This is a genomic window from Kitasatospora sp. NPDC022856 (assembly GCF_055561235.1).
The window spans coordinates 67,395-82,027 of record NZ_JBVHHE010000023.1; the positions used below are offsets into that span (position 1 = coordinate 67,395).

At 75.8% G+C, this 14,633-nt stretch carries 15 protein-coding genes; 6 read left to right on the forward strand and 9 right to left on the reverse strand.

The window, feature by feature from the left end; all coding sequences use genetic code 11:
• Positions 1-27: 27 nt before the first annotated feature.
• The gene (locus ACZ34W_RS26650) at positions 28-1,062 is read right to left on the reverse strand and encodes a LacI family DNA-binding transcriptional regulator (RefSeq protein ID WP_352297176.1); all 1,035 of its coding nucleotides are present in this window, start codon (positions 1,060-1,062) and stop codon (positions 28-30) included.
• A 224-nt stretch (positions 1,063-1,286) separates the two neighbouring features.
• On the reverse strand, positions 1,287-2,150 hold the full coding sequence (locus ACZ34W_RS26655; protein WP_465607647.1) for a MurR/RpiR family transcriptional regulator: 864 nt from the start codon (positions 2,148-2,150) through the stop codon (positions 1,287-1,289).
• A gap of 53 nt (positions 2,151-2,203) precedes the next feature.
• On the opposite strand from ACZ34W_RS26655, the gene ACZ34W_RS26660 reads away from it, so the two are divergent.
• Positions 2,204-3,088, forward strand: coding sequence for a DMT family transporter (locus tag ACZ34W_RS26660; RefSeq protein ID WP_329487007.1), 885 nt, complete (start codon positions 2,204-2,206; stop codon positions 3,086-3,088).
• Positions 3,089-3,111: 23 nt separating this feature from the next.
• On the opposite strand, the gene ACZ34W_RS26665 is transcribed toward ACZ34W_RS26660, so the two are convergent.
• The 5 genes from ACZ34W_RS26665 to ACZ34W_RS26685 all read right to left on the reverse strand — a co-directional run bounded on the left by ACZ34W_RS26665 (position 3,112) and on the right by ACZ34W_RS26685 (position 8,193).
• Positions 3,112-3,891, reverse strand: a complete 780-nt coding sequence (locus ACZ34W_RS26665; protein WP_465607696.1) for a GNAT family N-acetyltransferase — start codon at positions 3,889-3,891, stop codon at positions 3,112-3,114.
• A gap of 106 nt (positions 3,892-3,997) precedes the next feature.
• On the reverse strand, positions 3,998-5,092 hold the full coding sequence (locus ACZ34W_RS26670) for a WD40/YVTN/BNR-like repeat-containing protein (protein ID WP_465607650.1): 1,095 nt from the start codon (positions 5,090-5,092) through the stop codon (positions 3,998-4,000).
• A gap of 166 nt (positions 5,093-5,258) precedes the next feature.
• Complete coding sequence (locus tag ACZ34W_RS26675) at positions 5,259-6,698, reverse strand: dihydrolipoyl dehydrogenase family protein (RefSeq protein WP_465607652.1); 1,440 nt, start codon at positions 6,696-6,698, stop codon at positions 5,259-5,261.
• Positions 6,695-7,159 carry an OsmC family protein gene (locus ACZ34W_RS26680; protein ID WP_329487004.1) on the reverse strand — a complete coding sequence of 155 codons (465 nt, stop codon included), beginning with the start codon at positions 7,157-7,159 and terminating at the stop codon, positions 6,695-6,697. The genes ACZ34W_RS26675 and ACZ34W_RS26680 overlap by 4 nt, the downstream gene beginning before the upstream one ends.
• A gap of 269 nt (positions 7,160-7,428) precedes the next feature.
• A complete protein-coding gene (locus ACZ34W_RS26685) occupies positions 7,429-8,193 on the reverse strand; it encodes an alpha/beta fold hydrolase (protein ID WP_465607654.1) in 765 nt (254 codons plus the stop codon).
• Between the two features lie 130 nt (positions 8,194-8,323).
• Here ACZ34W_RS26685 and ACZ34W_RS26690 point away from each other — a divergent pair, with 130 nt between their 5' ends.
• Positions 8,324-9,283 (forward strand): helix-turn-helix transcriptional regulator, encoded by a 960-nt coding sequence (locus ACZ34W_RS26690; RefSeq protein WP_465607656.1) that lies wholly within the window; start codon positions 8,324-8,326, stop codon positions 9,281-9,283.
• Positions 9,284-9,301: 18 nt separating this feature from the next.
• Here ACZ34W_RS26690 and ACZ34W_RS26695 read toward each other — a convergent pair whose 3' ends face one another.
• A complete protein-coding gene (locus ACZ34W_RS26695) occupies positions 9,302-10,885 on the reverse strand; it encodes an APC family permease (RefSeq protein WP_465607658.1) in 1,584 nt (527 codons plus the stop codon).
• Between the two features lie 169 nt (positions 10,886-11,054).
• Here ACZ34W_RS26695 and ACZ34W_RS26700 point away from each other — a divergent pair, with 169 nt between their 5' ends.
• The gene (locus tag ACZ34W_RS26700; protein WP_329487000.1) at positions 11,055-11,711 is read left to right on the forward strand and encodes a TetR/AcrR family transcriptional regulator; all 657 of its coding nucleotides are present in this window, start codon (positions 11,055-11,057) and stop codon (positions 11,709-11,711) included.
• A 225-nt stretch (positions 11,712-11,936) separates the two neighbouring features.
• Here the strand turns inward: ACZ34W_RS26700 and trxA are convergent, their stop codons facing one another.
• A complete protein-coding gene (gene trxA, locus ACZ34W_RS26705) occupies positions 11,937-12,326 on the reverse strand; it encodes a thioredoxin (RefSeq protein ID WP_329486999.1) in 390 nt (129 codons plus the stop codon).
• 223 nt (positions 12,327-12,549) lie between these two features.
• On the opposite strand from trxA, the gene ACZ34W_RS26710 reads away from it, so the two are divergent.
• The 3 genes from ACZ34W_RS26710 (at position 12,550) to ACZ34W_RS26720 (ending at position 14,522) form a co-directional block, all read left to right on the forward strand.
• Entirely contained in the window at positions 12,550-13,140 is a 591-nt protein-coding gene (locus ACZ34W_RS26710; RefSeq protein ID WP_329486998.1) for a hypothetical protein, read from the forward strand.
• A 72-nt stretch (positions 13,141-13,212) separates the two neighbouring features.
• The gene (locus ACZ34W_RS26715) at positions 13,213-13,767 is read left to right on the forward strand and encodes a sigma-70 family RNA polymerase sigma factor (RefSeq protein WP_329486997.1); all 555 of its coding nucleotides are present in this window, start codon (positions 13,213-13,215) and stop codon (positions 13,765-13,767) included.
• Positions 13,764-14,522, forward strand: a complete 759-nt coding sequence (locus tag ACZ34W_RS26720) for an anti-sigma factor family protein (protein ID WP_465607661.1) — start codon at positions 13,764-13,766, stop codon at positions 14,520-14,522. Before ACZ34W_RS26715 ends, ACZ34W_RS26720 begins: the two co-directional genes overlap by 4 nt.
• Positions 14,523-14,633: the final 111 nt, after the last annotated feature.

Here is a 14,633-nt window from a genome sequence, read left to right on the forward strand (position 1 = left end):
CGACGGCTCCGGGGGCGGCTCGCCGGCTCAGGCGGCCGCCGCCCCCGGGCAGCCGCAGGAGCGGCGGATCACCAGACGGGCGGGGAAGGTGTGCGCGCCCGCCGGGACGGGCTGCTCGTTCGCCTTGGCGGTCAGCACCAGGTCCACGGCGGCCCGGGCCATCTCGCCCTGTGCGGTGGCGACGGTGGTGAGCGGCGGCCCGGCGATGACGGCCTCGGCGATGTCGTCGAAGGCGGCCACCGCGAGGTCTTCCGGCACCCGGATGCCGAGGTCGTCGGCGGCGCGCAGCAGTCCGATCGCCTGGTCGTCGGTCGCGCAGAACACGGCGGACGGCCGGTCGGGCCGGGCCAGCAGGGCGAGGGCCTCGGCGTGGGCCCGGACGCGGTCGAAGGGCGCGGGCGTCAGCCGGCCGTCGGTGGGCAGCCCGGCCTCGGCCAGGGCGGCCGCCCAGCCGGCGGTCCGCGAGGTCACCGGGTCGTTCGGGCTGAGCGCGAACGTCCCGCCGAAGCAGTGGACGTCGGCGTGCCCGTGGGCCAGCAGGTGGCGCACCATCTCGCGGGCGCCGCCGTCGTCGTCGGCGACCACGGCCGCGCCGGTCTCGGTCTCCGCCCGGTGGTGCAGCAGCACGACGGGGGTGCCGTCGGTGGCCTCGAACCCGGCCACCCCGGGGACGGACGGGTCCTGGGTGACCAGGATCAGCCCGTCCACCTGCATGCCGAGGAAGGCCCGGATGTAGTGCGCCTCCCGCTCGTCGGCGTAGTCGGAGTTGCCGATCAGCAGCAGTCGGCCGCGCTCGGCCGCCGCCTGCTCGACCATGTGCGCGAGCCCGGCGAAGAACGGCTGCCGGGCGTCCGGCACGACCATGCCGATCAGGTTGGTCCGGCGGCGGGCCATCGCCTGGGCCACCCGGTTCGGCCGGTACCCCAGCTCTTCGACCGCCGCCAGGACACGGGCGCGGGTGGCCGCGGCCACCGGTCGTGGTCCGTCGTTGATCACATAGCTGACCACCGCCGTCGACGTTCCCGCCGCCCGCGCCACGTCGTCCCGCGTCACCCTTGCCATGCCCGCGAGCCTACACATCACCGCTGACCAGGCCCGAAGACGCCGGACCGACCGGTGCCCGGAGTCCGGACGCGCCGGCCCTCCCCGGGGCGTCCGGCCGCCGCCTGCCTCCCGCGGCCGGAGGGCGGCGGCGCGGTGGTCGGGCCGGCCTCGGAGGCCTGACCCGCCCGGCACGTGCACCCGCCTGAACGGGCACCCGCCCCGGCGCGGGTGCCCGTCCGGCGCTAGTAGGTGTGATCGGCCGTCACGTCCGCCGAGAGGTTGAGCGCGCGTTCCGCCGCCTCCCCCCGCAGGGCCAGCAGGGTCAGCGTCAGCGCGTCGACCACCGCCAGGTGGACCAGCCGGCTGGCGGTGGTCTCCAGGCCGAAGACGAGGTCCTGCCCGCCGGCGACCAGCGTTTGGGTGGCGGCCTCGCTCAGCGGCGAGCGGGCGTAGCTGGTGAGCGCGACGACGCTCGCGCCGGCGTCGCGCGCCCGGCGGGCGGTGTCGACCACGGTCGGAGACGCGCCGGTGTGGCTGACGGCCAGGCAGACCCCGGTGGCCGGGAGCCCGGCGGCGGCCAGCTGCGCGGTGAGCGGGTCGGCGGGGGCGTCGACCGGGATGCCCAGGGCGCGCAGGCGGTAGGCCGCGTCCAGGACGACCGCGCCGGAGAGGCCGGTGCCGACCAGGACGACCCGGTCGGCCGCGTTCAGCAGCTCGGCCGCCGCCCGCAGGGCCTGCGCGGACAGCGTGGTGGCGATCCCGTCGAGTGCCTCACGGGCGGCGCGGACGGTGTCGGTCAGCGCGCGGGCCGCCGGGTCCGCCTCCTCCGAGGGGTCCGGCGCGGGGGCCGGGGTCTGGCGGACGGCCGCGATCTTCAGCTCCTGGTAGCCCTTGAAGCCGAGCCGCTGGCACGCCCGCACCACGGAGGAGGAGGCGGTGCCGGCCAGTTCGGCGACGTCGCTCACGCTCAGGTGCACCAGATCGGCCCCCCGGTCGAGGACGACCTGGGCGACGCGCGCCTCGCTGCCGCGCAGCTCGCCGAGGCGGGCGCGGATGTGGGCGGCCAGCTGGGATTCCAGCGGCGAGAATTCGGAACGCTCTTCCATGGATCTAGGGTAGCGTGGAATTCCATTCCAGTCCGTCGGAGGGGAGCTTCGCCATGCCCGCAATCGCGTCCGCGCTGCCGAGCGGTGGGTCGGCGGCGGCCGTGCCGGTCGCCGTCCTCACCGCGGCGGTCCTGCACGCCGTCTGGAACGGGCTGGCCCACCGGATCCGGGACAAGCTGGTCGGCTTCGCCCTGATCAACCTCACCTACACCGCCTGCGCGGTGGTCCTGGTCGCGCTCAACCCGCTGCCGGCCGCCGGGGCCTGGCCGTACCTGCTCGCCTCCGTGGCGATGCAGGTCTCCTCCCAGCTCCTGCTGCTGCGCGCCTACCAGCTCGGCGACTTCGGGCAGATGTACCCGATCGCCCGGGGTTCGGCGCCGCTGCTGGTGGCGGTGCTGTCCGTGACGGTGCTCGGCCAGGCCCTGGGCGGCGGCGAGCTGCTGGGCGTGCTGGTGATCTCCTGCGGCCTGATCGGGCTGGCCTTCGCCCGGGGGATACCCGGGCGGGCGCAGCTGCCCGCTCTCACCGCCGCCGCCGGTACCGGCGTGATGATCGCCTCGTACACCGTGCTGGACGGCAGCGGGGTCCGGCACGCGGGCACCGTCGGCGGCTACGTGGCCTGGCTCTTCCTGCTCCAGGGGCCGTGCCTGGCGCTGATCGCCCGGATCCGCCGGGGCCGCGGCCTGCTCGTCGGGGCCGGCCCGGTGGTGCCGGTGGGGATCGTCGGCGGGGTGCTCTCCCTGACCGCCTACGGGCTGGTGGTCTGGGCGCAGTCCCGGGGCAGTCTGGCGGCCGTCGCCGCGCTGCGCGAGACGAGCATCGTGATCGCCGCGCTGATCGCGACCGTGGTCTTCCGCGAACGGCTCGGGCGGCTGCGGATGACCGCGAGCGCCACCGTCCTGGCCGGGATCGCCGTGCTGGAGCTCGCCCGTCCGTAGCGGCCGGGCGAGCACCGGGCGGCTCAGGGGACGATGACCGTCAGCGTGCTCCTGGTGAGCCGGAATCCGAGCGACTCGTACAGCCGGCGGGCCCCGTTGCCCTCGGTGACGGCCAGCCCCATCCCGGGGTTCCCGCGGCCGGCGAGGTCGGCCATCACCCGGCGCATCAGGTCGCGGCCGAGCCCCGGGTAGCCGAGCTCCGGGTGCCGGAAGACATGGGCGATCCAGGGCAGGCCCTCGTAGTCGGTCACGACGGCGCCGGCCACGACCCGGTCGTCCGCGTCCACGACCAGGGCGCTGGACGGCAGCACGGGGCCGACCACCCCGCCGGCCAGCAGGCTGCGCAGTTCCTCCCGCGAGGTCCGCTCGTCGTGGTCGGGGCGGTGGTCGGGGTGGCCGGGGCCGAACGCGGCGCCCAGCGCCGGGGCGAGCTCCTCGGCGGTGCGGTCGCACGGCACGCTGCGGTACCCCTCCCGCAGCGGGGTCCGCGCCCAGTCCGGCCATCCGGCCGGCGGTGGATCACCGGCGAGGTCGCGCAGCATGGTGTGCCCGAGCCGGAGCGGGCGGGCCCCGCGGCGCCGCAACCGCTCGCCGAAGCCCACCCGGCTGGAGACGACCCAGCCCGACATGTCCGTCAGCACGAACTCCACCGGGTCGACGGCGCTCACGGCCTCGCCGCCGGGCGTCCCCGGGCCCATGACCTCCAGCAGACCGGCCCAGGGCCGGCCCTCCCGCTCGCCGCGCTGGTAGCGGACGACCGGAAGGCCGTCGGCGTCGCGCCCGAACTCCCAGTCGGGTTCCATCTCTGTCACGCGGTCCATCCGATCTCCGAGAGCCGTCCTGCCTCCGCCATGCTCGTCGGGCGGCCGTTCGTGGATCAAGTGGCCGGGGTCTGCCTGCCCGGTCCGGTCACGACACCGTCGCCGCCCTGACACAGAGCACGTCCGGCAGGTGGGAGAGCAGCAGCGACCAGCTCTCGCCCTCGTCGGGGCTGCCGTAGACCTCGCCGGTGCGGTTGCCGAAGTAGATCCCGGCCGGTTCGGCGTCGTCGGTGCGCAGGGCGTCGCGCAGGACGACGCCGTAGTGGTCCTCGCCCGGCAGGCCGTTGGCGAGCGGCTGCCAGCTGTCCCCGCCGTCCTCGGTGCGGTAGACCCGGCAGCGGCGGCCCGGGGGGATCCGGTCGCCGGCGCCGCCGAGCGGGAAGAGGTAGGCGGTGTCGGCCCGGCGCGGGTGGGCGGCGACGGCGAAGCCGAAGTCGGCGGGCAGGCCGTCGGTGACGGAGCGCCAGCTCGCGCCCGCGTCGTCACTGCGGTACACGCCGCCGTGGTTCTGCAGGTAGAGGCGGTCCCGCCGGACGGCGTCCGGTGCGATCTTGTGCACGCACTGGCCGAACTCGGGGTACTGGCTCTCCTCCGGGAAGAACTCCGCGCGCAGCCCGGTGTTGGAGGGCCCCCAGCTCGCGCCGCCGTCCTTGCTCCGGTAGACGCCGCCGCTGGAGACGGCGACGAGCAGGCGTCCGGGGTCGCGCGGATCGGTGAGGATCGTGTGCAGCCCCTGGCCGCCGTACCCGGCGCCCCATTCGGACCGCTGCGGATGGTTCCAGAGCGGCTCGACCAGGGCGAAGGTCTCGCCGCCGTCCTCGGAGCGGAACAGCGCCGCCGGTTCGGTGCCCGCGTAGACCACGCCGGGCGCCTCCTCACCGGCCGGCTGGAGCTGCCAGACCCGGGTGAGCGACGCTCCGGTGTGCTCGGGGAAGCGGACGGCCGGCTTCGCCGGTTCTAACCAGCTCGCGCCGAGGTCGTCGGAGCGCCAGACCGACGGGCCCCAGTGGCTGCTGTCCGCACCGACCAGCAGCCTGGTCCGGCCGCCCCGGCGATCGATCGAGACGGCGTAGATCGCGTTCATCGGGAAGTGCGGCCCGCTGAACTCCCAGCCCGCCCGGGATCGGCTGCGGCCGAGAAAGAGGCCCTTCTCCGTCCCGACGGCCAACAACACCTCGGTCATACCGGCCACCACCTGTTCGGCGCAACGGCCCCCACCGGACACCCCTCCACGGGCCAGTGTCCCGCCACCCGCCCGGGGCCACACCTTGCCACGCCGACGCGGCGAGGTGCCGGGAGCGGTGCGGCGGCCGGCGCCGCCCGGGTGGCGCCGGCCGCCGCACCGGAGCTCAGCCCCGGCAGCCCTCCAGCAGGCGCAGCCACACCTCGCTGATCGTGGGGTACGCGGGCACGGCGTGCCAGAGCCGGTCGATCGGCACCTCGCCGACCACCGCGACGGTGGCCGAGTGCAGCAGCTCGGCCACCCCGGGGCCGACGAAGGAGGCACCCACCAGTACCTGACGGTCCTGGTCGAAGACCACCCGGGCCCGCCCCCGGTAGTCGTCGCCGTACAGCGAGGCGCCGGCGACGGCACCGAGGTCGTGGTCGATCGACCTGACCCGAAGCCCGGCCCGCTCGGCCGCCTCCAGCGTCAGACCGACGGCTGCCACCTCCGGCTCGGTGAAGACGACCTGCGGCGCTCCAGCGCTGTCGGCCGACGCAGCGTGCGCGCCCCAGCGCGCGGTGTCCAGTGCCCGCCCCTCGGCGCGCGCGACGATCGCCGCACCCGCGATCCGGGCCTGGTACTTGCCCTGGTGGGTGAGCAGCGCCCGGTGGTTCACGTCCCCGGCCGCGTACAGCCAGTCGCCGTCGACGCCGAGCACGGTGCAGCTGTCGTCCACCTCCATCCAGGTGCCCGGCTTCAGGCCGACCTGCTCCAGGCCGACGTCCGCCGTGCGCGGGGCCCGGCCGGTGGCGTAGAGCACCTCGTCGGCGGTCAGCCGCTCGCCGCCGTCCAGCACCAGCGTCACCCCGGCGCCGTCGACGCGCTCCAGCGAGGCCACCGCCGCGCCGAAGCGCAGGTCCACCCCGGCGGCCCGCAGGCCCTCCGCGACCAGCTCGCCCGCGAACGGCTCCATCCGGGGCAGCAGCGCGTCGCCGCGCACCAGCAGGACGACCTCCGAACCGAGCGCGCGCCACGCGGTGGCCAGCTCCACGCCGACCACGCCGCCGCCGACCACCGCCAGCCGCCCGGGCACGGTGGCCGAGCCGGTCGCCTCCCGGTTGGTCCACGGCCGGGCCTCGGCCAGGCCGGGGACGCCCTCCGGCAGCACCGGCCGGCTGCCGGTGCAGACCGCGACGGCGTGCCGGGCGGTGAGCAGCCGCTCGGTGCCGTCCTCCGCCTCGACCGTGACCGCCCGTTCGCCGGCCAGCCGGCCGTGCCCGCGGACCAGCTCGATGCCGGTGTCACGGAGCCACTGGACCTGGCCGTCGTCCTGCCAGTGCGAGGTGAACGAGTCGCGCCGGGCCAGGACGGCGGCCGCGTCCAGCGCCCGGTCGCCGACGGCCTCCCGCGAACCGGCCACCGCGCGGGCGCCGGCCAGCGCGGCCACCGGGCGCAGCAGCGCCTTGCTCGGCATGCAGGCCCAGTAGGAGCATTCACCGCCGACCAGTTCGGCCTCCACGATCACCGTGCGGAGCCCGGCGGCGGCGGTCCGGTCGGCGACGTTCTCGCCGGTCGGGCCGGCGCCCACCACGATGACGTCGTACTCCTCGGGGGTGGTCGTCACGTGCGGTCCTCCGTCGTGTCGATGGTCACCCCGGCGCGCAGGGCCAGGGTGACGGGCGTGCGTTCGCAGACGTCGAGCAGCCGGGCGCGCTGGTCGTCGTCCAGGGCGCCGGTGAGCGAGACGAGGCGCGAGACCCGTCCGTGCTGCCCGTCCGTCTCGTAGTCGAGCCTGACCCGGACGGCCTCCAACGGCCACTCCTTGCGCGCCGCGTACATCCGCAGGGTGATCGCGGTGCAGGAGCCGAGTGCGGAGAGCAGCAGCGCGAACGGCTCCGGCCCGGTGTCCGAACCGCCGCGGCGCACCGGCTCGTCGGCGGTCAGCGGGTGGGTGCCGGCCAGCACGTCGACGTGGAACGGCACGTCGGCGCCGCTGCCGGTCACCTCGGCGGTGGTGACCCGCCGGAACCTCGGCGGCGCCGCGGCCGCCTCGGCGCCGGTCGTGCTGGTCGGGGTCTGGCTCATGGCGGGCGGCCTCGCTCTCGTTCGGTGGCACGGGCGCCCGGAGGGACACGGGCGCCCTGCCCATCCTGCGCCGCCCGGCCCGCCGCGCGCAGCCGAACACGCGGGCGAGTGCGCTGAGGGGCAAGCACCCGGGCGCGCAGAGGGTGGATCACCGGGCCGGGCCGCCGCGCACAGCGGCGCGCCGACCCCGCCCGGGCCGGCGGATCACCGGGCCCCCACGATCACCGGGCCCTACGATCACCGGCCCCTACGACCACCGGGCCCCACGATCACCGGGCCGCGGAGCCTTCCGGGCCCACCCGCTCCGCGAGTTCCGCCAGCACGGCCGCCGTCTCCGCCGGCCGGGAGAACATCGGCCAGTGCCCGGTCGGCAGCTCCCGCAGCTCCCACTCCGGGCCGCCGAGCTGCGCGAAGTACGGATGGCCCGAGGCGATCATGGCGCGGACCTGCTCCAGCGGGAACGAGCAGGAGATCAGCGCCTTCGGCAGGTCCGCCCCGGCGCCGGTCAGCCGCAGCGGCTCGGTGAAGGTGGCGGCCGGCTGGTCGGTGGCGCGCTCGCGGACGGCGGCGCGGGCGGCGTCGTCCAGGCCGTCCGCGCTGCTGCCGGCGGCGGCGAGTTCCTCCCAGGACGGCAACGGGTGGCGACCGTCGACCAGGGTGGCCAGCACGTGGGCCCGGTGCTCGGGCTCCCAGAGGTCGCCCAGCGCGGCGCCGTCGGGGACGGGACCGCTGTCGAGGTAGACCACCCGCCGGATCCGCTCGGGCATCCGGTCGGCCGCACCGGTGACCGCGGTGCTGCCGCCGCTGTGGCCGACGAGGACGACGTCCCACAGGTCCTCGCGGGTCAGCAGGTCGGTGAGGTCGGCGATGTGGGCCTCCACGCCGACCTCGGGCCCCGGCTCGGCGGCACGCTCGGCCGTCCCGGCCGGGGTCACCGCGTGGACGGTGTGCCCGGCCTCGCGCAGCGGGCGGGCGACGTCGTCCCACGCCCAGGCGCCCAGCCAGAAACCGGGAACGAGAACGAAGGTACTCATGGGACCACTCCTTGTCCGGGGGAATCCGTCAGGACCGACTCTAGGATCGGAGCCGGACAGATCTCGCCCGGATTGATTCCGGATCCCGGCCGGGTCGGCACGGACCGGCCGGCCGACGAAGGGGGAGCCGATGTACCACCCGGTCAGCCGGGTCCTGGCCCTGCTGGAGCTGCTCCAGGCCAGGCCCGGCCTCACCGGCCCGGAGCTGGCCGCCCGCCTGGAGGTGGACGAGCGCACGGTGCGCCGGTACGCCGCCAGGCTGGCCGACCTCGGCATCCCGGTGCAGGCCGACCGCGGCCGCTACGGCGGTTACCGGCTGCGCCCCGGATTCCGGCTGCCGCCGCTGATGCTCACCGCGGACGAGGCGGCCTCGGTGGTGCTCGGACTGCTGGCCGGTCGCCGGTCGGGGCTGTCGGTGGGGGAGCAGGCCGCCGAGTCGGCGCTGGCCAAGATCCAGCGGGTGCTCCCGACGGAGCTGCGCGAGCGGGTCGAGGCGGTGGAGCAGACCCTGGGGCTGACCTCGGCGCCCGCCGCCGGCCCGAGTCCGGCCGGAGCCGCGCTGTTCGCGCTCGCCGAGGCGGCCCGCCGCCGGCGCCGCGTCCGGCTCGCCTACCGCGACCGCCTGGGCGTCCCGAGCGAGCGCGAGTTCGACCCGTACGGGCTGGTCTTCCACTCGGGCCGCTGGTACACCACCGGGCTGGACCACCGCAGCGGCGAGCTGCGGACCTTCCGGCTGGACCGGATCGGGACGGCGGAGCCGAGCGGGACGCCCTTCGAGCCGCCGGAGGACTTCGACCCGGTCCAGCGGGTGGTGGAGTCGCTGGCCTCGGTGCCGTGGACGCACGAGGTGGAGGTGCTCCTCACGACCACCCTCGACGAGGCCCGGCAGCGGATCCCGCCCGTGGTCGGGACGCTCACCGCGGCGGACGACGGCCGCGTCCTGCTGCGCGCCCGGGCCCAGAACCTCGACGGGTTCGCGGTGATGCTGGCCGGGCTGGGCCGGCCGTTCACCGTCCTGCGCCCGGACGCGCTGCGCACGGAGGTCCGGGCGCTCGCCGCCCGGCTCGCCGGGTGGGCCGAGCAGGGGTGAGCGGGCCCGGGCACCGGATCAGTGCACGGCGGGCGCGAGCTCGTCCGTGACCGGCCGGTCCTCGGAGGCCCCGCCGCGCATCAGCCGCTGCGGCCGCCGGACCAGCAGGTAGCCGACGCCCGCCAGGGTCACCAGGCCGACGCCCAGGAGCGCGGCCCACACCTGGTACCAGGGCGCGCCGGGCGGCGCCAGGATGCTGCGCGGCCAGCAGATGTTGACCACCTCCAGCCCGGTCCACAGCACCGCCAGGGCGTTGATCACCGTGCCGGCGCGCCCGTACGAGACCTGGCCGGACGGCCGCCACACGCCGCGCAGCCTGGCCACCAGCGCGGCCACGCTGAGCAGGAAGAACGGCAGGAAGGTCGCGGCCGTGCCGAAGGTGATCAGGCTGCCCATCGCGGTGGACTCCAGCCCCAGCGGCAGCGCGGCGGAGCTGACCACGGTCGCCGCGACCAGCCCGCCGATCGGCGCCCGGTGCCGGTTGACCCTGCGGACCTGGTCGGCGAAGGGGAAGACGCCGTCCCGGGCCAGCGAGTAGAGGCCGCGGGCGGCGCCGCCCTGCGAGGCCAGCAGGCAGGCGGTGAACGAGATCAGCACGACGACCACGAACGGCTTGGCGGACCAGTCGCCGAAGGCCGAGGTGACGGCGGTGGTGACCGGGTCGAGGTCCTCCCCGCGCACCACGGCGGCCGGGTCGGGGTGGGCGAGTTCCACGGCGACGGCGTTCAGGATCACCACGACGCCGACGCTCATCAGCGCCCACCACATCGCCCGCGGGACCTGCCGGCTCGCGTCCTTGGTCTCCTCGGCGGTGGAGACGCACGCGTCGAAGCCGATGAACGCCCATCCGCCGACCGCGATCACGGCCAGGAAGGCCGCTCCGGTGGAGACCCCGGCGGTGGCGGGGGCGTCCAGGAGGTCGGTCACCAGGCCGAAGCCGTGCGCCCGGAAGAGCAGCAGCAGCGCGAGCCCCACCAGCACGGAGGCGACCGTCTCGGCGGCGATGCCCAGCGAGACGAACCGGCGCAGCACGTTGACGCCGTAGGCGTTGACCAGCGTGCAGGCGAGCAGGAACGCGGCCGACACCAGCACCAGTTGCGCGGGTGTCGGGGTCACTCCGAAGAGCGCGAAGAACCAGGGCGAGGCGAGGTAGGCGACGGTGGTGTTGGCGAACATCACCGCGAACTGCCACATCCAGCCGGTCAGCCAGGCGAAGGTCGGCCCGGTGAGGCGCCGGCTCCACTGGTAGGCACCGCCGGCCAGCGGCCACTGCGAGGCGAGTTCGGAGTAGACCGCCACCACCAGCATCTGGCCGAGCAGGCAGACCGGCAGCGCCCAGACCCAGGCGCCGCCGGCCACCCCGAGGCCGACCTGGCCGACGGCGTAGAGGCCGACCACCGGGGAGACGACGGCGAAGCCCATCGAGATGTTGCCGAGCACGCCCAGGCTGCGGCGCAGCTCCTGGCGGTAGCCGAGGGCGGCGAGCCGCTCGGCGTCGGACCGGGCCGCACCGCTGTCGCCGGTCGGGCTGCCGCCGGAGGGGGCGGTGCCCGGGCTGCCGGGCGTCACGCCGCCGCGGGCTCTCGGGAGGTTGTCGGTCATGGGGCGTCCACCTTGCCGTCACCCGTGGTGAGCCCCTCGGACGGGCCCGCCACAGAAAACTAACTTTGTTAGTCAGGGACGGTAACCCCCTCACCCGGGGCAGGGGAAGAGTCGAGACCGGGCTGTAATACCGTGGGGCCGACGCAGCCGGCAGGGAGGGACGACGAGCGTGGGACGACCGACCAGGGCGTTGCTGAGCAGGGAGATCATCGCCAGGGCCGCCCTCGCCGTGGTCGACGAGCAGGGCTCCGACGGTCTCACCATGCGCGCGGTGGCCGACCGGCTGGGCGTGAAGGCGGCCTCGCTCTACAACCACGTGAGCGGCAAGGACGACCTGATCGACGGGCTGGCCGAGCTCGTCAACGCCGAGATCGACCTGGGGCCGCTCGACGGCACCGATCACCGGGAGTGGCGGACCGGCCTCACCGCCTACGTCCGCGGCTACCGCGCCGCCTTCCTGCGCCATCCCCACACCATCGCGCTGCTGGCCCGCCGCCGGGTCGGGGCCGACCTCCAACTGCTCGGCTACGAGGCCCTGCTCGGGGCGCTCGGCCGGGCCGGGCTGGCGCCCGCCGACGCCGCCGAGGTCGCCGCCGCGGTCGACTACCTGGTGCTCGGGTCCGCGCTGGAGACCTTCACCGCGGGCTTCACCCGCCCGCCGGCCGAGTACCGGCCCCGCTACCCGGCCCTCGCCGGTGCGCTGGAGGCCGCCGCCGAACGCGGCGGCGGGCCCGGATCCGGTGCACCCGGGCTGGACGAGCGCGGCTTCGAACTCGCGCTGCGCCTGTTCCTGGACGGCCTCGCGGCCCGGCTGCCCACGCCCTGACCGGGGCGTCCCGGCGGACAGCGTGACGACGGCCCGCAACGGCGATGGGCCCGCAACGGCGACGGGCCCGCAGCGGCGACGGGGCTGGAAGGGCGGCGGGCCCGCAACAGCGACGGGCCCGGGGGCACTCGCCACCCGGGCCTACCGTCGCGGAGTCACCCGCGCCGCCGTACGACCGGCCCCGGGCGGCTCCGCCCGCCCGACCGGCCGCCCCGACGGCCGCGCTCAGGCCTCCGGGCCGCCGTCCTGCTCCGCCGCGACCTTGCGCTTCACCTCGGCCATGTCCAGCTTGCGGGCCTGACCGATCAGATCCTCGAACACGGCCTCCGGCAGCGCGCCCGCCTGCGAGAACACCAGCACGCCCTCGCGGATGATCGCCAGCGTCGGGATCGACTGGATGCCGAACGCGGCGGCCAGCTCCTGCTGCGCCTCGGTGTCGACCTTCGCGAAGACCAGGTCCGAGTGGCGCTCGGCCGCCTTCTCGTAGACCGGGGCGAACTGGCGGCACGGGCCGCACCAGGCCGCCCAGAAGTCGATGAAGACGAAGTCCTTACCGTCCTGGCCAGGGACGATGTCGTCGAAGTTCTCCTTGGTCAGCTCGACCGTGTTGCTCATCTCGCGGTTCCTGCCCTTCCGGGGGTGGCGGTCCAGGCCATCTGCCCGGCACAACCGCGACCGTCCGCGCACTATTCCGGAGCCCCCTCCCGCGGATTTCCCGGCCGGGCGTTGAGTGCTCCGCCGTCGGCGCCCGTACTGGTGGGTGTCCGCGTCAGCGCGGTACGACCAGCGCGGCCCGTGTCCGAGCGGCCGTGCGCGTCCAGCCGGGGGAGAAGCACCCATGCGCAGCAACAGTCGCACCACCCGTACCAGTCGGATCGCCGTGCTCGCCGCGTCCGGGATCGCCGTGGGCGCCCTGGTGGCCGGGTGCGGGTCGTCCGGCTCCGGCAGCGGCGGGTCCGCCACGCCCGCCGGCTCCGGCGCCGCCCCGACCGCGCCCGCGACGCCGAGCAGCCCCGCCGCCCCCGCCGACGCCACCCTGAAGACGGCCACCGACCCCAGGCTCGGCACCATCGTGACCGACAGCGCCGGCTTCACCCTCTACCGCTTCGACCAGGACACCGCGCAGCCCCCGATGTCCAACTGCAACGGCAACTGCGCCTCGATCTGGCCACCCGCGCCGGCCGACGGCTCGGTCACCGTCAAGGGCATCGACAGCAAGCTGGTCGGCACCGTCACCCGGGCCGACGGCAGCAAGCAGATCACCCTGAACGGCTGGCCGGCCTACCGCTACGCGCCCGACAAGCAGCCCGGTGACACCAAGGGCCAGGGCGTCGGCGGCACCTGGTGGGCGCTGACCCCGGCGGGTGGCAAGGCGGGCGTCGCGAGTTCCGCCCCGAGCACGCCGGCCGCCCCCGGCGGTGGCTACTGACCCGCCCCGACGACGGTCCGGACCGGACGTGGAACCCTCGACCCGGAGGTACGGGTGCGCGAAAATGGCGTCGTGACCGACGAGCACCGCGGTGGCGGTGCGCCCGCACGCGGCGCCGCCGCCCCGGACGAAGAACTGATGCGAGCCCTGTACCACGAGCACGCGGGGCCGCTCTTCGGCTTCGTCCTCCACCTGGTCGCGGGGGACCGCCAGCGGGCCGAGGACGTGGTGCAGGAGACGCTGGTCCGGGCCTGGCGCAACATCGACCGGCTCGACCCGGGCGGCGGCTCGCTTCGGCCCTGGCTGGTCACGGTCGCCCGGCGGATCGTCATCGACGGCCACCGCAGCAGCCTGGCCCGCCCGCGCGAGGTCGACCCGGCACCGCTGGAGCTGCTGCCCGCGGAGGACGAACTGGACCGCGCACTGCGGCTGATGACCATCTCGGAGGCGCTCGGGGACCTCTCGGAGGCGCACCGGCAGGTCGTCGTCGAGACCTACTTCAAGGGCCGCTCGGTGAACGAGGCGGCCGCCGAACTCGGCATCCCGGCCGGTACCGTACGGTCGCGGGTGTTCTACGCGCTGCGCTCGCTGAAGCTCGCGCTGGAGGAACGGGGAGTGACATCGTGACATCGTCCGAGCCCGGACCGACCGGCTCCGAGCAGGGCCACACCGCCGGCGGCGAGCACCTGGACGTCGGCGCCTACCTCCTCGGCCTGCTCGAACCGGCCGAGCGCGACGCGTTCGCGGCGCACCTGGCCGGCTGCCCGCAGTGCACCCGGGAGGTGGCCGAACTCGGCTTCGTGGAGCCGCTGCTGGCCGAGTACGCGGCCTCCGCCGAGGCCGCCGGGATCGATCCGGCAGGGCCGGCGCCCCGGCCGGACGGGCGACTGCTGGACCGGCTGGTCGCCGAGGTCTCGGCAGGCCGACGCCGGGGGAGGGTGCGGCGGCTGGTCCTGGTCGCCGCGGCCGCGGTCCTGGTGGTCGCCGGTCCGGCCGTCACCGCCGTCGTGGTCACCGCGGACTCCACGCCCGGCGTGGTCGCCGTCGCGGCCCAGCAGTTCACCGCCACCGACCCGACCACCGGCGCGCACGCCGTCGTCGGCGTCGACGGCAAGGGGTGGGGCAGTCAGGTGAGCCTCGAACTCTCCAACGTCCAGGGCCCGTTGAGCTGCGACCTGGTCGCCGTCTCGCACACCGGGGAGCGCTGGACGGTGACCAGCTGGAGCGTCCCCGCGGCCGGCTACGGCACCACCGGCGCGGCCCCGGCCGCCCTGCGGACCACCGGCGGCACGGGCCTCCAGCCCACCGACATCGACCACTTCGAGGTCCGCACCCTGGACGGCGCCACCGTCCTGGTCACCGTCCCGGTACACCCGGCCTGACCCGGGCGCGGCCTCCCCGGTGCCCGCGCCCAGGCCCCCCGGGCGGGCGGGGGCGGCCGCCGTCTGCCGTACGGACCTCGTCGGTCCGCCCGGCGGTCGGGCGGGCGGCGG